This window comes from Micromonospora sp. HM134 (assembly GCF_007833915.1).
Classification (GTDB): Bacteria; Actinomycetota; Actinomycetes; order Mycobacteriales; family Micromonosporaceae; genus Micromonospora; species Micromonospora wenchangensis.
In genome coordinates, this window is the sequence record NZ_CP041061.1 from 3304585 (window position 1) to 3323321 (window position 18737).

General features: G+C 74.5%; 14 protein-coding genes and 1 pseudogene. 12 read left to right on the plus strand and 3 right to left on the minus strand.

The window, feature by feature from the left end:
- From FJK98_RS14210 to FJK98_RS14250, 9 genes are all read left to right on the plus strand, one after another.
- The gene (locus FJK98_RS14210) at positions 1–1062 is read left to right on the plus strand and encodes an alpha-hydroxy acid oxidase (RefSeq protein ID WP_205789450.1); all 1062 of its coding nucleotides are present in this window, start codon (positions 1–3) and stop codon (positions 1060–1062) included.
- Positions 1059–2396: a cytochrome P450 gene (locus tag FJK98_RS14215; RefSeq protein WP_145919440.1), complete on the plus strand. Its 1338-nt coding sequence runs from the start codon at positions 1059–1061 to the stop codon at positions 2394–2396. The genes FJK98_RS14210 and FJK98_RS14215 overlap by 4 nt, the downstream gene beginning before the upstream one ends.
- Positions 2393–3658, plus strand: coding sequence for a cation:proton antiporter (locus FJK98_RS14220; RefSeq protein ID WP_145919441.1), 1266 nt, complete (start codon positions 2393–2395; stop codon positions 3656–3658). Before FJK98_RS14215 ends, FJK98_RS14220 begins: the two co-directional genes overlap by 4 nt.
- 74 nt (positions 3659–3732) lie before the next feature.
- Positions 3733–4380, plus strand: coding sequence for a response regulator transcription factor (locus tag FJK98_RS14225; protein WP_168222466.1), 648 nt, complete (start codon positions 3733–3735; stop codon positions 4378–4380).
- Positions 4380–5660, plus strand: coding sequence for a HAMP domain-containing sensor histidine kinase (locus FJK98_RS14230; protein WP_145919443.1), 1281 nt, complete (start codon positions 4380–4382; stop codon positions 5658–5660). The genes FJK98_RS14225 and FJK98_RS14230 overlap by 1 nt, the downstream gene beginning before the upstream one ends.
- Before the next feature lie 129 nt (positions 5661–5789).
- Complete coding sequence (locus FJK98_RS14235; protein WP_145919444.1) at positions 5790–6197, plus strand: YciI family protein; 408 nt, start codon at positions 5790–5792, stop codon at positions 6195–6197.
- Positions 6198–6199: 2 nt separating this feature from the next.
- Positions 6200–7345, plus strand: a complete 1146-nt coding sequence (locus FJK98_RS14240) for an RNA polymerase sigma factor (RefSeq protein ID WP_145919445.1) — start codon at positions 6200–6202, stop codon at positions 7343–7345.
- Between the two features lie 103 nt (positions 7346–7448).
- Positions 7449–8696 (plus strand): MFS transporter, encoded by a 1248-nt coding sequence (locus FJK98_RS14245; RefSeq protein ID WP_145919446.1) that lies wholly within the window; start codon positions 7449–7451, stop codon positions 8694–8696.
- Positions 8697–9117: 421 nt separating this feature from the next.
- Positions 9118–10185: a TauD/TfdA family dioxygenase gene (locus FJK98_RS14250; RefSeq protein ID WP_145919447.1), complete on the plus strand. Its 1068-nt coding sequence runs from the start codon at positions 9118–9120 to the stop codon at positions 10183–10185.
- A 90-nt stretch (positions 10186–10275) separates the two neighbouring features.
- Here the strand turns inward: FJK98_RS14250 and FJK98_RS14255 are convergent, their stop codons facing one another.
- The gene (locus FJK98_RS14255; RefSeq protein WP_145919448.1) at positions 10276–11547 is read right to left on the minus strand and encodes a DUF4386 family protein; all 1272 of its coding nucleotides are present in this window, start codon (positions 11545–11547) and stop codon (positions 10276–10278) included.
- Between the two features lie 94 nt (positions 11548–11641).
- Here FJK98_RS14255 and FJK98_RS14260 point away from each other — a divergent pair, with 94 nt between their 5' ends.
- Positions 11642–12286, plus strand: coding sequence for a TetR/AcrR family transcriptional regulator (locus tag FJK98_RS14260; RefSeq protein ID WP_145919449.1), 645 nt, complete (start codon positions 11642–11644; stop codon positions 12284–12286).
- A gap of 67 nt (positions 12287–12353) precedes the next feature.
- On the opposite strand, the gene FJK98_RS14265 is transcribed toward FJK98_RS14260, so the two are convergent.
- A complete protein-coding gene (locus tag FJK98_RS14265; RefSeq protein ID WP_145919450.1) occupies positions 12354–14615 on the minus strand; it encodes a cytochrome P450 in 2262 nt (753 codons plus the stop codon).
- Between the two features lie 176 nt (positions 14616–14791).
- Positions 14792–15874: an NAD(P)-dependent alcohol dehydrogenase gene (locus FJK98_RS14270; RefSeq protein WP_145919451.1), complete on the minus strand. Its 1083-nt coding sequence runs from the start codon at positions 15872–15874 to the stop codon at positions 14792–14794.
- Positions 15875–15946: 72 nt separating this feature from the next.
- Between FJK98_RS14270 and FJK98_RS14275 the strand changes: the two are divergent.
- A pseudogene (locus tag FJK98_RS14275) lies at positions 15947–17415 on the plus strand (aldehyde dehydrogenase).
- On the plus strand, positions 17412–18647 hold the full coding sequence (locus tag FJK98_RS14280) for a CdaR family transcriptional regulator (protein ID WP_145919452.1): 1236 nt from the start codon (positions 17412–17414) through the stop codon (positions 18645–18647). The pseudogene FJK98_RS14275 and the gene FJK98_RS14280 overlap by 4 nt, the downstream one beginning before the upstream one ends.
- Positions 18648–18737: the final 90 nt, after the last annotated feature.

The window sequence follows — 18737 nt, forward strand, 5'->3', positions numbered from 1 at the left end:
GTGCCGGCCCTCGACGAGGTGGCGCTGAACCTGGCCGACGTGGCCGCCGCCGCCCGCCGCCGTCTCGACCCGGTGCACTGGGACTTCTTCGCGGGCGGGGCCGGCGACGAACGGACCCTGCGGGCCAACGAGGCGGCCTTCGCCCGGCGCTGGCTGCTTCCCCGGGTGCTGCGCGGCACCGGCGAGCGGGACCTGCGGATCGCCCTGCTCGGCAGCGAGGTCTCGATGCCGGTGCTGGTCGCGCCGACCGCGTTCCACCGGCTGGCCCACCCCGACGGCGAGGTGGCCACCGCCCGTGCCGCCGCCGACGCCGGGACGGTCATGGTGGTGAGCATGGCGGCCACCCGGCCGGTCGAGCAGATCGCGGCGGCCGGCGGGCCGCTGTGGTTCCAGCTCTACCCGCACACCGACCTGGAGTTCACCACCACCGTGGTCCGGCGGGCGGTGGCCGCCGGCTGCCGGGCCCTGGTCGTCACGGTCGACTCGCCCGTGTTCGGTCGGCGCGAGCGCGACCTGCGGCACGGTTTCGTGGACCTGCCACCCGGCCTGGTCTGCGAGAACATGCGTGACGCGGACGGCCGGGTCCGGGACGTCGAGATGAACGCCCGGGTGGGCTGGGAGCTGGTCGCCGAGCTGCGCCGGCTCACCACGGTGCCCATCGTGCTCAAGGGGGTGCTGCACCCCGAGGACGCCCGGCTGGCCGTCGAGCACGGGGTGGACGGGGTGGTGGTCTCCAACCACGGCGGCCGGCAACTCGACGGGGTGACGGCCACCCTGGACGCGTTGCCGGCCGTCGTGGCGGCCGTCGGCGGTCGGCTGCCGGTGCTGGTCGACGGCGGCCTGCGGCGCGGGGTCGACGTGCTGGTCGCGTTGGCGCTCGGCGCGACGGCCGTGCTGGTCGGCCGCCCGGTGCTGTGGGGGCTGGCGGTGGGCGGCGCGGCCGGGGTCCGGCACGTGCTCGACCTGCTGCGCGCCGACCTCGACCGGGCGTTGGCGCTGGTGGGCGTCGCGCGCCCGGGTGACCTCAGCGCCGACCTGGTCACCACGGGAGCCCCGGCGTGAGCGCGCCGGTGCTGTGGGGCGCGCTGGTCGTGGCCGGGGTCGGCTGGACCCTGCCCCGGTGGCTGCCCGCGGCGGTGGTGCGGCTGCGGCAGTGGGTCTTCGCCCGGGTCAACGGCGGGGAGGGCATCCCGGTGCCCGGTCCGCTCGTCGACGTCGACGACTTCGAGCGGCTGTACGCCGACCCGGCGGCCGACGGACGCAGCCGGGGCGCCGGCCTGTCCGACCTGTTCTGGTACTGGCTGTCACCCGGCCCGCACATGCACCAGGAGCACCTGGAGCCGGGGGAGCGGTACCGCACGGTGGCCGGGGCGACCCGCCAGGTGCTCGCGATCCGCCCCCAGCGCGCCGACGCGCTCGCCACCGCCGCCACCCGGCGGGTGCTCGACGAGCTGCCGGCCGGGCGGGTCCATGTGCGGCTGCGGGACCTGATGATGCCGGTGTGGGCGGAGGTCTACCACGAGCTGATCTTCGGTGAGGTGTGCCCGCCGGAGGTCCGGGCGCTGTTCGTCGCCAACGCCGCCGACGTGGCCGCCGCCCTCAAGTGCACCGGCCTGCGGCACCTGGACCGGCGTGACCCGTTGACCCGGTACCTGCGTGGGCGGGTCGAGGCGGGCACCTGCCCGGTGACGTTGCCGCCGCCGTTCACCACCGAGGAGACGGCCTGGTACCTGCACGGCGCGTTCGGCACCACGGCGGTGGTGCAGATGTCCGAGGCGATGTCGCACGTGCTGCTGGCGCTGGCGAACCGTCCGGACCTGCAACGGGGTCTGGACGACGACGACGCGTTGGACCGGGTGATCGACGAGACGCTGCGGCTGCACCCGCTCTTCGGCGTCGCCCACCGGATCACGTCCGCGCCGATCGGGTTGCCCTCCGGGGTGACCCTGCCCGCCGGGTCGGTGCTGCTCTTCAACTACCTGGCGTTCCAGCGCAGCGGACCGGCCGGCGACGAACGGTTCGACCCGGACCGGTGGCGCACGCTGCGCCGCCGCGACGCCCGGTTCATCCCGTACGGCGTCACCGCGAACCGGGCCTGCCCGGCGCGCGGGGTCGCGCCGGTGATGCTGCGCGCCGCGACCCGTGAGGTGCTGCGCCGGTACGCCCTGGCGTCCTCGGCCGCGCACAGCCGGTCGCTGCCCAGCCGGGGCCCGGCGTACCTGACCCCGGCCGGGGTGGCCGGCCCGGGGCGGCTGCGGCTGGCCGCGATGCGGTGGCGGGACCGCTGGGCCGACGTGGGGCGCAGCCTGCGGCAACTGGTGTTCGGCGCCTGGATGGTCGTCGACGCGCGACGGCAACGCTTGTGCACCAACTACTTCGAGGAGGCGGTCCGATGACCCCCACCCAGTTGGCTCCGCGGTTCTTCATCGCGGTCGCGGTGATCCTGATCTTCTGCAAGGCGGTGGCCTGGCTGCTCGGCCGGGTGGGTCAGCCGGCCGTGGTCAGCGAGATGCTCGCCGGCGTGCTGTTGGGCCCGTCGCTGCTCGGGCTCGTCCTGCCGGAGGTGAAGGACGCCCTGTTCCCGCCCGCGCTGCTGCCGGTGCTGTACGTGGTGGGCCAGGTCGGCCTGGTGCTGTTCATGTTCCAGGCCGGGTACGCCTTCAGCGCCCACCGGGTCACCGGCCTGGCCGGCACCGCCGGGCTGGTGTCGCTGGCCGGGGTGACCGCGCCGCTGGTCCTGGGGGTGGGGCTGGTCCTGGTCACCGCGGACGCCGTGCCGATGCGGGCCGACGGGACGTCGATCGGGGTCTCGGCGGCGTTCGTCGGGGTGGCGTTGGCGATCACCGCGTTCCCGATGCTGGCCCGGATCATCACCGAACGCGGCCACGCCGGCACCCGGCACGGCACGTTGTCGCTGGCCAGTGGCGCGCTCGACGACATGGTCGCCTGGATCATGCTGGCCGTGGTGCTGGCGTTCGCCTCCGGCCGGGCCGGACCGGCGGTCGTCACCGCCGGTGGGGCGGTGCTGTTCGCGCTGGTGCTCTGGCTGTGCGGGCGGCGGGTGACCACCGCGCTGATGACCAGTCCCGGCCTCAACGACGCCGCCCGGGTGCTCGGCACGGTGGCCCTGCTCTTCCTGGTGGCCTGGTACACCGACGAGATCGGGCTGTACGCGGTGTTCGGCGCGTTCGCGGTCGGCGTGGTGATGCCCCGTACCGACAACACCGACCGGGTGGTGGACACCCTCACCCCGGTCGCCGCGACGGTCTTCCTGCCGCTGTTCTTCACCTATTCGGGGCTGCGGACGGAGTTCGGGTTGCTCGGCAGCCCGCCGGTGCTGCTGTTCGCGGTGGCCTGCGTGGCGGTGGCGATCGTCGGCAAGTTCGGTGCCTGCTGGGCGGCGGCCCGGCTCCGGGGCGAGTCGCAGGGCGTGGCGCTGCGGGTGGGCGCGTTGATGAACGCCCGGGGCCTGATGCAGCTCATCGCGCTCAACGTCGGCCTGGAGGCGGGCATCGTGAACCGGTCGTTGTTCACCGTGCTGGTGCTGGTCGCGCTGGTCACCACGATGATGACGACCCCGCTGCTGAGCTGGATCGAGCGCCGGGAGGCCCGTCGGGGCGACGACGTCCGGCCCCGGACACTCGCCACGGTGAAATGATAAAAAGATAGCTATCACTCTTTAGGCTCACTCTGTGCGATTGTGGAGGCATGCGCGGGGGAGGACCTAACCGGTTGCTGTTGGTCGAGGACGACGAGGAACTGGCCGACTTACTCACCGAGACACTGAGCTGTGAGGGTTTCCTCGTCGACCGGGCCGCCGACGGCCAGCGTGGCCTGCACCTGGGGCTGACCCGCAGCTACGACGTGCTGGTCGTCGACCGGATGCTGCCGGCGCTGGACGGTCTCGACCTGGTCGCCCGGCTGCGGTCCCGGGCGGTGCCGACCCGGGCGCTGATGCTCACCGCGCTCGGTGGGGTCGGCGACCGGATCGCCGGGCTGGACGCCGGTGCCGACGACTACCTGGGCAAGCCGTTCGACCTGGACGAGTTGAGCGCCCGGGTCCGGGCGTTGTGCCGGCGCGGCGCGGAGTCCACCACCGTGCTGCGCATCGGCGCCGGGCGGCTCGACCTGACCTCGCACGACGCGGTGCTGGCCGACGGCACCCGGGTGGCGCTGTCCGCCCGGGAGTTCGAGCTGCTGCGGGTGCTGGCGGCCCGGCCGAGCACCGTGCACTCCCGGGGTGAGCTGCGCCGCCGGGTCTTCGACGAGGCCGCCGCGACGTCGCTGGTGGACACCTACGTCTACTACCTGCGCCGCAAACTCGGCCGGCCGGTGATCCGTACCGTGCACGGGCTCGGCTACCGACTCGGAGCGCTGTGATGGAGTTGGTGGAGCAGTCGATGGTACGCCGGGCCCGGCTGCGGATCGGGCTGCTGGTGGGGCTGGCCATCAGCGCCCTGCTGCTGCTGGCCGGCGGCATCTCGTACGCGGTCCTGGTCCGCAGCCAGGAGGCGCAGATCCACCGGGAGCTGGCCTGGGGCACCCAGCACGCCACCATCCCCGGCCCGCCCGCGTGCAGTTGGGTGTTCCGCTACAACGGGCTCACCACCGACACCGGCCTCAACCCGCCACCTGCGGGTTTCCCGCTGACCGGAGCGCTGAGGTCGGTGGCGGCCACCGGGATCACCGAGGTCACCACCGTCACCCGAAACGGCACCACCTACCACGTCCGCACCGAGTCGCGCAGCGACGGGATGGTCGTCCAGGCGGTGTTCGACGCGCGGTTCCAACTGTCCGACCGCCGGCACCTGCTGCTGGCGTTCAGCCTCGCCGCGACGGTCGGGCTGTTCGTCGCCGTGCTGACCGGCGCGCTGGTCGGGCGGCAGGCCGTCGCGCCGCTGGCCGAGGCGCTGACCCGGCAACGGCGGTTCATCGCCGACGCCAGCCACGAGCTGCGGACCCCGATCGCCCAGGTGCACATCCGCGCCCAGTTGATGGCGCGGCGGGCGCGGACCGGGGGCAGCACCACCAGCCTGGAGGATCTCGACCGGCTGATCGGCGGCACCCGCCGGCTGGGCGAGATCGTCGACGACCTGCTGCTCTCCGCCCAGCTCGCCGCCGCTCCCGCCGACCGCCGGCCGTACCCTCCGGTCGACCTGACCGCGCTCGTCGGGGCGGCCGTCGCCGCCGAGACGGAACGGGCCGCCGAACGGCAGGTCACCCTCGCCGCCGACCTGCCCGACGGGTCGCTGCCGGTGCCGGGGGTCGCATCGGCGCTGCGCCGGGTGGCCGGCGAACTGTTGGCGAACGCGCTCGCCCACACACCGCCCGGCGGCCGGATCGACGTGTCGCTGCGGTCCGGCGGCGACTACGTCGAGTTCGTGGTCGCCGACACCGGGGTCGGGTTCGACCAGGCCGACGCGCGGCGCATCTTCGACCGGTTCCACCAGGGCGGGGGCTCCGGGGAGCACCGGTTCGGGCTGGGGCTGGCCCTGCTCCAGGAGGTCGTGACGAGCCACCGGGGCACGATCGAGGCCGAGGGCCGGCCGCACCGGGGGGCGGTCTTCACCGTCCGGCTGCCCGCCACCCGGGCACCCGAGGTGCCGGAGCGGGCCTCGGGTATCCGCCGCCTGCGGGTCCGGCAACTCGTCGACAGGTGAGCCGCGCCGGGCCGCGACACCCGGCCGGAGAAAAAGTTCCGCCACCGATGTCGAGAACGGCAGGCCGGCTCCGTCCCCGGGGTGAACGCGGCCAGAATGGGGGTCGCGCCGGCACCGAGGAGAGACCCGATGGCGAAGTACCTGCTGCTCAAGCACTACCGGGGTGCCCCACCCGCGGTCAACGACGTCTCGATGGACCAGTGGACGCCCGAGGAGATCACCGCCCACATGCGGTACATGCACGACTTCGCGGCCCGGCTGGAGGGCACCGGCGAGTTCGTCGACGGTCAGGCCCTCGCCCCCGAGGGGACGTTCGTCCGGTACGACGGGCCGGGGCGTCCGCCGGTCACCGACGGGCCGTTCGCCGAGACCAAGGACCTCGTCGCCGGCTGGATGGTGATCGACGTGGACAGCTACGAGCGCGCCGTCGAGCTGGCCGGTGAGCTGTCGGCCGCGCCGGGGGCGGGCGGGCGGCCGATCCACGAGTGGCTGGAGCTGCGTCCGTTCCTGACCGCCCCGCCGACCGTCACGGACTGACGGTGGACGGTGACCTGCTGCGCCGGCTCATCCCGGAGGTGCTCGGGGTGCTCGTCCGGCGCGGGGCCGACTTCGCGGCGGCCGAGGACGCCGTGCAGGACGCGCTGGTCCGGGCGCTGGACGTCTGGCCGGCCGACCCGCCCCGCGACCCGAAGGGCTGGCTGGTCACCGTGGCCTGGCACCGGTTCCTCGACGCGGGCCGGGCGGACGCCGCCCGTCGTCGGCGCGAGGACCTCGTCGTCGAGGAACCGGCGTCCGGCCCGGCGTCCGGGGTGGACGACACGCTCCGGCTGTACTTCCTGTGCGCCCACCCGTCGCTGAGCCCGTCGTCGGCGGTCGCGTTGACCCTGCGCGCCGTCGGCGGGCTGACCACCCGCCAGATCGCCCGGGCCTACCTGGTGCCGGAGGCGACCATGGCGCAGCGGATCAGCCGGGCCAAGCGCACGGTGGCCGGCGTGCGCCTCGACCGGCCCGGCGACGTCGCCACCGTGCTGCGGGTGCTCTACCTGGTCTTCAACGAGGGCTACTCCGGCGATGTGGACCTCGTGGCCGAGGCGGTCCGGCTCACCCGGCATCTCGCCGCGCTGGTCGACCACCCCGAGGTGGCCGGGCTGCTCGCCCTGATGCTGCTGCACCACGCCCGCCGCGCGGCCCGCACCACGCCCGACGGCAGCCTGGTGCCCCTCGCGGCGCAGGACCGCAGCCGGTGGGACACCGCCGCGATCGTCGAGGGGGTCGGCATCCTCCAGGCGGCGCTGGCCCGGGACCGGCTGGGCGAGTTCCAGGCCCAGGCCGCCATCGCGGCGTTGCACGCCGACGCGCCCATCGCCGCCGAGACCGACTGGGTGCAGATCGTCGAGTGGTACGACGAACTCGTGCGGCTGACCGACAGCCCGGTGGTCCGGCTCAACCGGGCGGTGGCCGTCGGGGAGGCCGACGGGGCGCGGGCCGGGCTGGCGGCCCTGGCGGCGGTGGACCCGGCGGTGCCCCGCCACGCGGCGGTGACGGCGTACCTGCACGAGCGGGCCGGCGACCTGGCGACGGCGGCCCGGTGGTACGCCGAGGCCGCCCACCGGGCCGCCCACCTCGCCGAACGCGACCATCTGATCCGTCAGGCCGCCCGCCTCAACGCCCGCCAGCCCGGCTGACCGCGGCGCGCGCCCGCCGGGCCGGGATTCGATGCATCGCTATTCTTGACTCCTGTCGTGGTGGCCGCCTCCGTGCGGGTGGCGCAGGGACGGGGGCCGGGCGATGACTGACCGTCGAACCCCGGCGGTGACCGTTGCGCCCCGGGCGGTCGCGGCGCTGGTCGCGCTGTCCGTCTCGGCGTTCTGCTACGTCGCCGTGGAGACGTTGCCGGTCGGCATCCTGCCCCTGGTCGCCACCGACCTGGACGTGTCCGTGTCGCACGTGGGGCTGCTCGTCACCGGCTACGCGATCACCGTCGCTGTCGTCTCGGTGCCGCTGACCCACGTCACCCGGCTGGTGCCGCGCCGTCGGCTGCTCGGTGTCCTGCTGGGCGTGCTGGTGCTCGCCACGCTGGTGTCGGCCGCCGCCCGCGACTACCAGGTGCTGCTCGGGACCCGGGTGGTCGTCGCGCTCACCCAGGCGCTGTTCTGGGCGGTGGTCGCGCCGACCGCCGCCGGCATGTTCCCGGTCCGGGTACGCGGACGGGTCACCTCCGTGGTGTTCGCCGGGGCGTCGCTCGGGCCGATGCTCGGTGTGCCGGCGGGCACCTGGCTCGGCCAGCAGTGGGGCTGGCGGGTGGCGTTCCTGGCCCTGGCCGCCCTGGCGCTGGCCGCGTTCGTGGCGGTCGTGACGCTGATGCCACCGGTGCCGGTCGGGGCGACGCACGCGTCGACCGGCACCGCCCCGGACGCCCGCCGGTACGCGGTCGTCGTGGTGGCGACCGCGCTGTCGGTGGGGGGCCTGTTCACGGCGTTCACCTACACCGCCGTGTTCCTGACCGACGTCTCCGGGTTCGCCCCGGGCGCCCTCGGGCTGCTGCTGCTGGTCCGGGGCCTCGCGGACTTCGCCGGCATCACCGCCGGGGGGATCGCGAGCGACCGTCACCAGCGGGTGGCGATGGTGACCCCGGTGCTGCTGCTGGTGGTGGCCCTGCTCGGGATGTTCCTGCTGGCCGCGTCGCCGGTGGCGACCGGGGTGCTGCTGGCCGTGTCCGGGTTCGCCATGGGCGCGCTGACCCCCGCGGTGCAGAACCGGGTGCTGGAGGTGGCCCCGGGCAGCGCCGACCTGGCGGCGGCCGGCAACTCCGCCGCCTTCAACGTCGGCATCGCCGGCGGGTCGCTGCTCGGCGCGGTGGTGCTGTCCGGGTTCGGGGTGCGCGCCACGGCGTTGGCGGGTGGCCTGGTGGCCGTGGCGGCGCTTGTCGTCCTGCTGGCCGAGCCGCTGATCGCCCGGGGCGGCGGGGCGCGGCGGGCCACCCCGGTGGCGGGTCCGGCAGGTGCCGCCGCAACCGGGAGGATGGTGGGCCGGTGACCGAGCGGACGCGGTGACCCCGGGGTTCACGTCGAGGGGGTCCGCTGACCGGACGGAGCGCCCGCCCCGGGAATACCCTCAGGTCGTATTGCGAGACGGTGTCTCTGTTGACGTTGCGGTGGGGGTTGGTTAGCCTGGACCGATCATCGCCAGCCGCAGGAGAACGCCATGATCCGAGTTCCGCAAGGCTCTGGATTGCTGGTGCGCGGTTACGAGGAGCCGCTGCGGGTCCACCCGCCGCGGGAGGGCATGCGCCCCGGGACCGCCGCCGGGGACCCGCAGACCCCGTTCTGATGGATCGGCCCGCCGTCTCCCGACCCGGACACGGCGAGTGCCCACGTCGTTGATCAGCCCGGTGGGCGACACCGCCCGCCCGGCACGCCGACCTTTTCCGCAGAACCGAACCTCGGAGCGCATCATCATGACCACCGCAATCGATCTCGCCCCCATCTCCGGTCCGTCCGCCTGGCGCGGTGACGAACTGCGTACCTCGACCGAGTGGATCTACCAGCTCAGTGACGCCGAGCGCGCCGAGCTGGAGACCGTCGGCCGCCGGTTCGTCGCCGACAACCCCGACCTGCGTACGGTGACCGCCGCCGACTACCCGCTGCCGGCCTGCGCCGGCCTCAACGAGGAGTGCGCCCGCCAGCTCGACTCCGGACGCGGCTTCATCCTGGTCCGGGGCCTGCGCACGGAGGAGTACGGCGACACCCTCGCCGGGGCGATCTTCTACCTGATGGGCCTGCACCTTGGCGTGCCGATGGGGCAGAACCAGATGGGCGACGTGCTCGACCACGTCATCGCCACCTCCAACAAGACCCTCGACGACCCGTCGGCCCTGCCGTCGCGGGTCCGCGACCGGCTGCCGTTCCACTCCGACAGCTCCGACGTGGTCGCGCTGATGTGCCTGCGGGCGGCCAAGGCCGGCGGGGCGAGCAGCCTGGTCAGCGGCACCACGATCTACAACGAGATCCTGCGCCGCCGGCCGGACCTCGCGCCGCTGCTGTTCGAGCCGTGGCACTGGGACTGGCACCGGCAGGACCCGGACGCCCCGGCCCGCACCTACACCTCGCCGATCTGCAGCTACGTCGACGGCATCTTCAGCACCTACGCCGGCAGCTCGATGATCTTCTCGGCGCAGGACTACCCCGAGGTGCCCCGCCTCACCGAGGCGCAGATCGAGCTGCTGCACCTCTACGACGAGGTGTCCCAGTCCGCCGGCCTGGCCCTGGACATGGACTTCCAGCCCGGTGACGTGCAGTGGCTGCTGAACTACGCCGCCCTGCACTCGCGTACCGGTTACGTCGACTTCCCGGAGCCGGAGCGTCGCCGGCACCTGCTGCGGCTGTGGCTCAAGCGCGACGTCGGCCGGCCGCTGGTCGGCGGGTTCGGCAAGCACGTGGTGACCGAGCGCGGCAGCGAGATCGCGCCGGGCGGCCGGTTCCGCATCGCCGAGGCGGTCGAGCCCAACTTCGAGTGGGGCAACTGACCCACCGGCCCCTCGTCAGGACGGCCCGCAGCGCCCCAGTGTCGTGGCGCGGCGGGCCGTCCGCGTGTGGTCGCCCGCACGGCCGTCCGGTCACCGGAGGGCGCTGAGTGGCCGTGCGGTGGCGTCCGGAGCGATGCGGCGGGCTGCTGACCGGCCGGGCCGGGCGGCGTGGACGAGCAGCCAGCCCATCAGGACGACCTCACCGACGAAGGTGACCCCGGAGACCTGCACCGGATATCCGGCGGAGAGCAGCGGTCCGACCGCGTCGGCCAGGTAGCCCGCGCCGGCGACGGCCACCAGCGCCGCCACCCAGGTCGGCACGGTGTCCGACCGCCAGGCCAGCCAGCCGACCAGCAGCAGGTGGCCGCCGAAGAGCAGCAGGCCCAGGTCCCAGACCTGCTGGAAGTCGGCGAGCCCCGGGTATCCGTCGGCGTGGAGCCGGTCGGCCCCGGCGCTGTCGCGCAGCAGGCCGGCGACACCGGTCAGGTGGGTGACCGCCACGGCGAGGATGACCGCGTAGCCGGTGCGGCACCACGCCGCGAGCAGGGCGACGGCACGGTGGGTGCGGCGCAGGAGCGCGGCCAGCGCCCAGCCGACCAGCACGTCCAGGCAGGCCACCGTGAACAGGGCGACGACGGCCAGGGTGAGCGCCCTCTGCTGTGCCGGCAGCCGGGTGACGATACCCGCCGCGTCGGTGGCGAGCAGTGGTTGCACGACGCCGAAGTTGGCCCACCCGGCGAGCACCGCCATCAGCAGCAGCCCCGCCCCGGCGGCCAGCGCCGCCCGGTGGGCGCGGGAGTCGTCCGGCCCCACCACGGCCGGTCCGGTGGCGGCGGTGGCCGGCGCGAAGCCCCGGACGAGCAGCACCACGCCGAAGGCGACCTCGAACAGCCCGCCCGGGACGGCCGGTGCGACGCCTACCTCCACCCCGGCCAGTGCGGCGACCGCCCCGGCCGCGAGCAGCGCGTAGCCGGCGGTTCCCCAGCCGGCGAACCACCGGGGCAACCAGCGCCGCCGGGCCAGCGCCAGGCAGAACGGCACGCTGCCCAGTCCCAGTGCCAGCATGGCGAGCTGGTAGGCGAGGTCGGCGGCGCCGTCGCCGTACCGGTCGCGCAGCACGAGACCGGCGGCGAGCAGGAACGCCTCCGCGCCCCGGGTCACCAGGTAGAGCCAGGCGACGCCGGGGTGCGGCCGGCGCAGCGCGCGGAAGGCCAGCACCCCGATGGCCGCCACCAGTACGGAGTTCGCCAGCACCAGCGCCACCCCGGCCGGTCGCCCGGCGAGCGCGCTGCCGACGCCGTAGGCGACGAACGCCGACAGGAAGAACGCGCCGGCCCACCGACCGGTCACACGCAGGGACATCGTCGCCTCCCGGATCTTCGTACTAAGTACGACTTACTTAGTACGGTACGGTGGGCGGAGCAGGCGGTCAACGAAGTGTCAGGGGAGCGACGCAGTGGGCGAACCGGTGCGGCAGCTCAGCCGGGAACGGGTGCTGCGGGCGGCGGTCGCCATCGCCGACGCCGACGGCCTCGGCGCGCTGACCATGCGGTCGCTCGCCGCCGCGCTGCACGCCAAGCCGATGTCGCTCTACCACTACATCCGCAACAAGGAGGAACTGCTCGACGCGCTCGTCGACGGGGTGTTCGCCGAGATCGACCTGCCCGTGCCGGGCGGCGACTGGCGGGCCGAGGTACGCCGACGGTGCCTGTCGGCCCGTGCCGTCCTCGCCCGGCACCCCTGGGCACTGACCCTGATCGAGACCCGGACCAGCCCCGGCCCGGCCACCCTGCGCCACCACGACGCCATGCTGGGCGTGCTAAGGGGCGGGGGCTTCTCGCTGCCGATGACGGCCCACGCGTACGCGATCGTCGACGCGTACGTCTTCGGGTTCGTGTTGCAGGAGGCGTCGCTGCCGTTCGACACCGGCGACGCCGCCACCGAGGTCGCCGACGCGATCATGGCGGGGTTCGCGGCGGGGGAGTACCCGCACCTGGTCGAGTTCGCCACCCGGCACGTGGGCCAGCCCGGCTACCACTTCGGCGGGCAGTTCACCTTCGGCCTCGACCTGATCCTCGACGCGCTGGCGAACGCGGCGTGACGACCACCGGGGACGGACGTCCGGACGGGCCGGCCCCGGGACCCGGGCCGGCCCGTCCGGACAGGACCTACAGGTCGAGCACCAGCCGCTCCGAGCGGCACCGCCCGACGCAGATCATCATGCTGCGCCCGGCCGTACGCTCCTGCTCGGTCAGCAGTGAGTCGCGGTGCTCCGGCGTGCCGGCGAGCACCCGGGTCTCGCACGCTCCGCAGTAGCCCTTCTCGCAGTCGTAGGTCAGGCCCGGCACGACCTCGCGCAGCACGTCGATCATGCGCCGGTCCGGCGGCACCCGCAGGGTCGCCCCGGTACGCGCCAGGTGCACCTCGAACTCGGTGTTCGTCGCCGGGTCGAAGGCGACCTCCAGGTCGTCCCCGGCGGTGAACCGCTCGACGTGCAGCCGCTCCGACCGGCCGGTCGCGGCACAGACCCGCTCCAGCGCGTCGATCATGCCGGTCGGCCCGCAGCAGTAGACGGCGGTGTCCGGCCCGGTGGCGTCGAGCAGCGCCTCCAGGTCGGGCAGGCCGGCCTCGTCCTGCGGCAGCAGGGTCACCCGGTCACCGGCGAGCGCGGTCACCTCGTCGACGAAGGCCATCGAGGCCCGGCTGCGACCGCCGTACACCAGCCGGAACGGCACGCCCCTGCGGTCGGCCTCGCGGGCCATCGCCAGGATCGGGGTGATCCCGATGCCCCCGGCGAGGAAGAGGTAGTCGGGGGCGTCGACGAGCGGGAAGTGGTTGCGCGGGCCGCGCACCGAGAGGGTGACGCCCGCCCGGGCGAGCGCGTGCAGCTCCACCGAACCGCCCCGGCCGGCGGGCTCGCGCAGGGCCGCGATCCGGTAGTGCCGGGTGTCGTCCGGGTCGCCGCACAGCGAGTACTGCCGGACCCGCCCGGACGGCAGCCGCACCTCCAGGTGCGCGCCCGGCGCCCAGGGCGGCAGCTCCGCGCCGGTCGGGTCGGCCAGGCGGAGCTCCAGCACCTCGTCGGTGGCGGTGGCGGTGGCCGCCATGACCAGCTCCCGGTCGCCGGTCAGGCTGGCGGTGGGCCGGGTCCCCGCCGCGTCGGCGTCGCGGCGGGGACCCGGGGTGAAGACGGCCGGGATCGCGTCCCAACCGCTCTGGTTGCCCCGGGTGGGGTAGGCGACGAGCCCCTCCTCCACCACCCGGAAGTCGGGCAGCCGGGTGAGCACCTGCGTGATCATCTCGCGGAACATCAGCCGGGCCAGGTGCGCTCCGGCGCAGCGGTGGCTGCCGATGCCGAAGCTCAGGTGCCGGGCGGCGTCGCGGTCCAGCCGCAGCTGCTCGGGGTCGGGGAAGACCGCCGGGTCGTGGTTGGCCGCGACCCAGGGGATCAGCACCCGTTCGCCGGCGGTGACCGGGCAGCCGCCCACCTCGGTGTCGGCCCGGACGGTACGGGCCATCGACTGCGACGGGGCGAACACCCGCAGGAACTCGTCGGTGGCGGTGAGCAGCAGGTCGGGGGAGTCGATCAGGCGCTGCCGGTCCTCGGGGTGCCGGCTCAGGTGCACCAGGGTGGAGCCGGTCAGCGAGGTGGTGGTGTCCACCCCGCCGGCGATCAGCAGCCCGATGACCGAGACCAGCTCGTCGGCGGCGAACAGTTCCCCGTCGGGGCGGCGCTGGGCGGCCAGGTAGCTCACCGCGTCGCCGGTCGGCGCGGCCCGTCGCTCGACGATCAGTTCGCGGATGCGCTGGTCGAGGTAGGCCAGGCCGGCGGCCCCGCGTACGGCGCGTTCGCTGCCGGGCAGCGCGGCGAAGATGTCGTGGATCGGGCCGGCCAGCTTGGCCCAGTCGGATTCGGGGAAGCCCAGCCAGTCGAGGGTGACGGCGGCCGGCAGCGGGTTGGTCAGGTCGCGGACGAAGTCCACCGACCCCTCGGCGATGAACGCGTCCACCACGCGGGTGGTGTGCCGGGCGACCATCGGGGCCAGCTCGGCGACCGCGTCCTGGGTGAGCAGCGGGTTGATCAGGTCGCGGTAGCCGGTCGCGGCGGGCGGGTCCAGCTCGATCGGGTACTGCTCCAGGCCGGGGCCCCGGGGGATGACGATGGCGGTGCCGTCGCCGCCGGCGGTGGCGCGGGCGGAGGAGAAGGTGTCGTCGTCGCGGGCGATCCGGACCACGTCGGCGTACCGGGTGGTGTAGACGAATCCGCCGTGCGCGTCGGTCCGACCGACCGGGCAGGTCTGGCGGAACTCGCGGTAGTAGCCCACCGGGTCGGTGTTGCACTCGGCCGAGTGGTGGTCGAAGGGCGCGGCGGGCCGGTCTTCGGTCGCGGTCTGCGTGGCGGCCGGGGCGGTGCGCTGCTGTTCGGTCATCGGGACGTGCTCCACAGGTGCGGGACGCTGCGCGGTGTTGCCCAGCCGCGCCACTGGGTGTGGGTCTGACGCCAAGGGTAATGTCGCTCACATTGCGAGACAATGTTTCGCGATGAGATACAGAAATGTCGATGGGGTGGCCCGGCGGGATGCTCCGGACCCGGCGTCGTCCCCGGTCAGAGGGTCAGCACGGCCTTGCCGACCTCGCCGGAGCGCAGCGCCGCCACCGCCTCGTTGATCTGCGCGAAGGGGAACCGGGTGATCAGGCGGTCCACCGGGAAGTTGCCGGCGGCGTGCAGGTCCAGCAGCTTGGGCAGGAAGACCTGCGGCAGGCTGCTGCCGCCGATGATGCCGGTGATGCTGCGGCCGTTGAGCACGCTGCGCCACTCGAAGCTCATCTGCTCGCTCGGGCCGATCCCGACCACGCCGCAGCGGCCGAGCGGGCCGAGCGACTCGACGGCCAGCCGCAGCACGTCCTCCCGGCCGGTGGTGTCGATCGCGACGTCGAAGCCGTGCGGGGCGATCGCGGTCAGCAGTTCGCGTGGGTCGCCGTCGGTGGAGTTCACCCCGTGGGTCGCGCCGAGCAGCCGGGCCGTGTCCAGCTTGCCGGCGTTGACGTCGACGGCGGCGACGACGGCGCAGCCGGCCACCCGGGCGGCCAGGATCGCCGCCACGCCCACCGCGCCCGCGCCGAAGACCACCAGCGAGGAGCCGACCTCCGGGCGCAGCACGTTGAGCACCGCGCCGGCGCCGGTGCCGAAGCCGCACCCGAACGGGCCGACCACGCCCAGGTCGATCTCCTTGCTGATCGGCACCACCGCGCGGGCCGGGGCGACCACGTGAGTGGCGAACGACGACTGGCCCAGGAAGTGGCCGTTGACCGGCTGCCCGTCGCGGGACAGCGCCGAGCTGCCGTCCGGTCGCCGGCCGGTGAAGTTGACCGCGTCGAACTGGCGGCAGTAGGCGGGGTTTCCGCCCCGGCACAGCGGGCAGTCGCCGCAGGAGGTGAAGCTCATCGCGACATGGTCGCCCGGGGAGATCCCGGTGACCCGCTCGCCGACCTGCTCGACCACTCCGCTGCCCTCGTGGCCGAGCACCGCCGGGGTGGGGAAGAAGTTGGCGAACTCCAGGTCGGTGGCGCAGATCCCGACGCTGTGCACCCGGACCAGCACCTCGTCCGGTCCCGGGTCGGCGAGGTCGATCTGCTGGAGGGTGAACGGCCCTCCCGCGCTCTCCAGCACCGCCGCTGTGATCCGCACGCGCCCTCCTAGTGACTCATAAAGCGAGATTGCATCTTGACATGCGAAACGTGAAGGGTCAAGGATTCGCACATGGCTGACCTGGACATTCCCACCGCCCGCCAGCTCGTCGACGGCGACTGGACCCCCGCCGCCGACGGCGGTGAGCTACCGGTGCTCGATCCCGCCACCCGGGAGCCCATCCAGTCGGTGGCCCGCGCCCGCGCGGTCGACGTCGACCACGCCGTCGCCGCCGCCCGCCGGGCCGCCCCGGCTGGGCGGCCACCTCGCCCAGCGAGCGCGGCGCGGTCCTTTCGCGCTGGGCCGCGCTGATCGGCGAGCACGTCGAGGAACTCGCCGCGTACGAGGCGCGTGACGTGGGCAAACCCCGCTCCGGCGGGCGGCTCAACATGTACATCACCCAGGGCATCGTCGACTACTTCGCCGGGGCCGCCGACAAGCTCACCGGCGTCACCCTGCCCACCCGTACGCCTGACTACTTCGGCTACACCCGGCCCGAGCCGTACGGCGTCTGCGCGGTGATCATCCCGTGGAACGTGCCGGCCGTGCTCACCGCCGCCAACGTCGCCCCGGCGCTGGCCGCCGGCAACACGGTGGTGCTGAAGCCCTCCGAGGTCGCGCCGTTGTCGCCGTTCGCGTTGGCCGAGCTGGGCCGCCGGGCCGGCCTGCCGCCGGGCGTGCTCAACGTGGTCACCGGCCTCGGTCCCGAGGCCGGGGTGGCGCTCACCGGCCACGCCGACATCGACCACATCAGCTTCGTCGGCTCGACGGTGACCGGCCGGTCCGTCATGCGCGCCGCCGCGCAGCACCTCGTCCCGGTCAAGCTGGAGCTGGGCGGCAAGTCCCCGAACGTGGTCTTCGCCGACGCCGACCTGGACGCGGCGATCCCGGCGATCATCGCCTCGATCACCGAGAACGCCGGGCAGAACTGCTACGCCGGCTCCCGGCTGCTGGTCGAGGAATCCATCCGGGCCGAGGTGGTCGAGCGGGTCGCCGCCGGTATGGCGGCCGTCCGGACCGGCCCCTGGGACCAGGACCTGGACATGGGCCCGCTGGTCAGCCAGGCCCAGTACGAGCGGGTCCGGGGTTTCCTGGCCGAGGCCCCGGCCGCCGGGGCCCGGCTGGTCGTCGGCGGCGAGCCGGCCACCGCCGCGTTCGACGACGGCTGGTACGTCGCCCCCACCGTCTTCGACCAGGTCGACTCGGACATGCGGCTGGCCCGCGAGGAGGTCTTCGGCCCGGTGCTGGCGGTGCAGGGCTTCCGGGGCGTGGACGAGGCGGTGGCCCTGATGAACGACACCGACTTCGGCCTGCTGGCCTGCATCTGGACCACCGACGTGTCGCGGGCGCTGCGGGTGGCCGGGCAGGCCCGCGCCGGGCAGGTCGCGGTCAACCAGTTCCACGACGCCGGGGTGATCGGCTTCCCGTTCAACATGCAGAAGGAGAGCGGCTTCAGCCGGGGCGGCGGCTACGCGGCGCTGCGCGAGTACACCCAGGAGAAGGCCGTCGCGGTCCGGCTGCTCGACCGACCGTCGGCGTGAGCCGATCGGGTGAGCTGGCGGCGGCCCGCCCCCGGCTGGCCGTCGCCGCCGCGCCCCCACCGGCCGCGTTCGCCCAGTGGCTCGCCGAACTCGCGTTCGGCGGCGCCGGCTGGCCGGAACTGCTGGCCGCGGTGGCGGAGCGGACCGGCGCGGCCTGCCGGCTGGTGGCCGAGACGGGGGAGCTGCTCGCCGACAGCGACGGCACGGGCGGTCCGGGGCGCGACGCCGCGCCGGACGACGTCCGCCGCGCCCTGGCCGCCGGCCGGGCCGGCGGGGCGGGGCCGCCGGGAGGCGCGCCGGCCACGGTGCGCTGCGCCGACGGGTGGACCGGCCGGGCGGTGGCGGTCGGCGCGGGGCCAAGGCGGATCGGCGCGCTGCTGTTGGCCGAGCCGGTCTCGACCGGGCAGTGGGAACTGGCGGCGGCGGCGACCACCGCGCTGTTGATCGAGGCGGTCCGGCACGAGTCGCCGCCGCCCGCCGTGCGGGACGCCGCGACGGTGCTGCGGGCCCTGCGCGGCGGCCCCGGCGGGCCGGCCGGATCGCCGTCGGCGCCCCGGATGGGCGAGGCGGAACTGCTGCGGGCCGGCGCGGCGCACGGTTGGCGGCTGGACCAGCCGCACGCCGTCGCCGGGATCGCCTACACCGGGGAGCAGCAGCGCCGCTGGGCGTCCGCGCTGAGCTGGCTGGACCGGCCGGTGCTGGCCGAGGGACGGCTGGCCTGGACCCTGCTGCACGGCGACGTCGAGCGCGAGGTGACCCGGTTGCGGGCCCGGCTGGACCAGATCGTCGGCCCCGGGCAGGTCCGGGTGGTCGCCGGGCCGCTGGTGACCGGGCCGGCCCGGACGGCGGCCTCGTTCCGCGACGCGGACCGGCTGCTGCGGCTGCTGCTGCGCTCGTCGGACGGGCGGTCCGAGCTGCCGTTCGGGCAGGCCGGCCTGGCGCAGGTCCTGCTGGCGGTGCCGGACGAGCGGCTGCGCTGGTACGTGCACCGGCACCTGGGGCCGATCGCCCACCGCGACGACCTGCTGCGCACCCTGGACTGCTGGCTGGCGACCGGGGGCAGCCGGCAGGCGGTGAGCGAACGGCTGCACCTGCACCGCAACTCGGTGGGCTACCGGGTCGGCCTGATCAAGCGGCTGCTGGGGGTCGATCCGCTCGACCCGCAGACGGTCGCGGTGCTGCGTACGGCGCTGGTCGCGCGGGATCTGCTGGCCGCGTCCGAGGCCGGTTGATCCCCTGGTGGGTGGCCTGTGAACAGCCTGGACGCCCGGCTTCGTTAACCGTTCCGCCTCTTTTGCGGCAAGCCGTTGACACGCCGCCGC

Excerpts from the sequence above, each read along its gene's own strand:
- FJK98_RS14235 (WP_145919444.1), top strand. The coding sequence starts at position 5,790 with ATGGCGAAGTACCTGCTGCTCAAGCACTACCGGGGTGCCCCACCCGCG.
- FJK98_RS14220 (WP_145919441.1), top strand. The coding sequence starts at position 2,393 with ATGACCCCCACCCAGTTGGCTCCGCGGTTCTTCATCGCGGTCGCGGTG.
- FJK98_RS14230 (WP_145919443.1), top strand. The coding sequence starts at position 4,380 with ATGGAGTTGGTGGAGCAGTCGATGGTACGCCGGGCCCGGCTGCGGATC.
- FJK98_RS14265 (WP_145919450.1), bottom strand. The coding sequence starts at position 14,615 with ATGACCGAACAGCAGCGCACCGCCCCGGCCGCCACGCAGACCGCGACC.
- FJK98_RS14250 (WP_145919447.1), top strand. The coding sequence starts at position 9,118 with ATGACCACCGCAATCGATCTCGCCCCCATCTCCGGTCCGTCCGCCTGG.
- FJK98_RS14255 (WP_145919448.1), bottom strand. The coding sequence starts at position 11,547 with ATGTCCCTGCGTGTGACCGGTCGGTGGGCCGGCGCGTTCTTCCTGTCG.
- FJK98_RS14245 (WP_145919446.1), top strand. The coding sequence starts at position 7,449 with ATGACTGACCGTCGAACCCCGGCGGTGACCGTTGCGCCCCGGGCGGTC.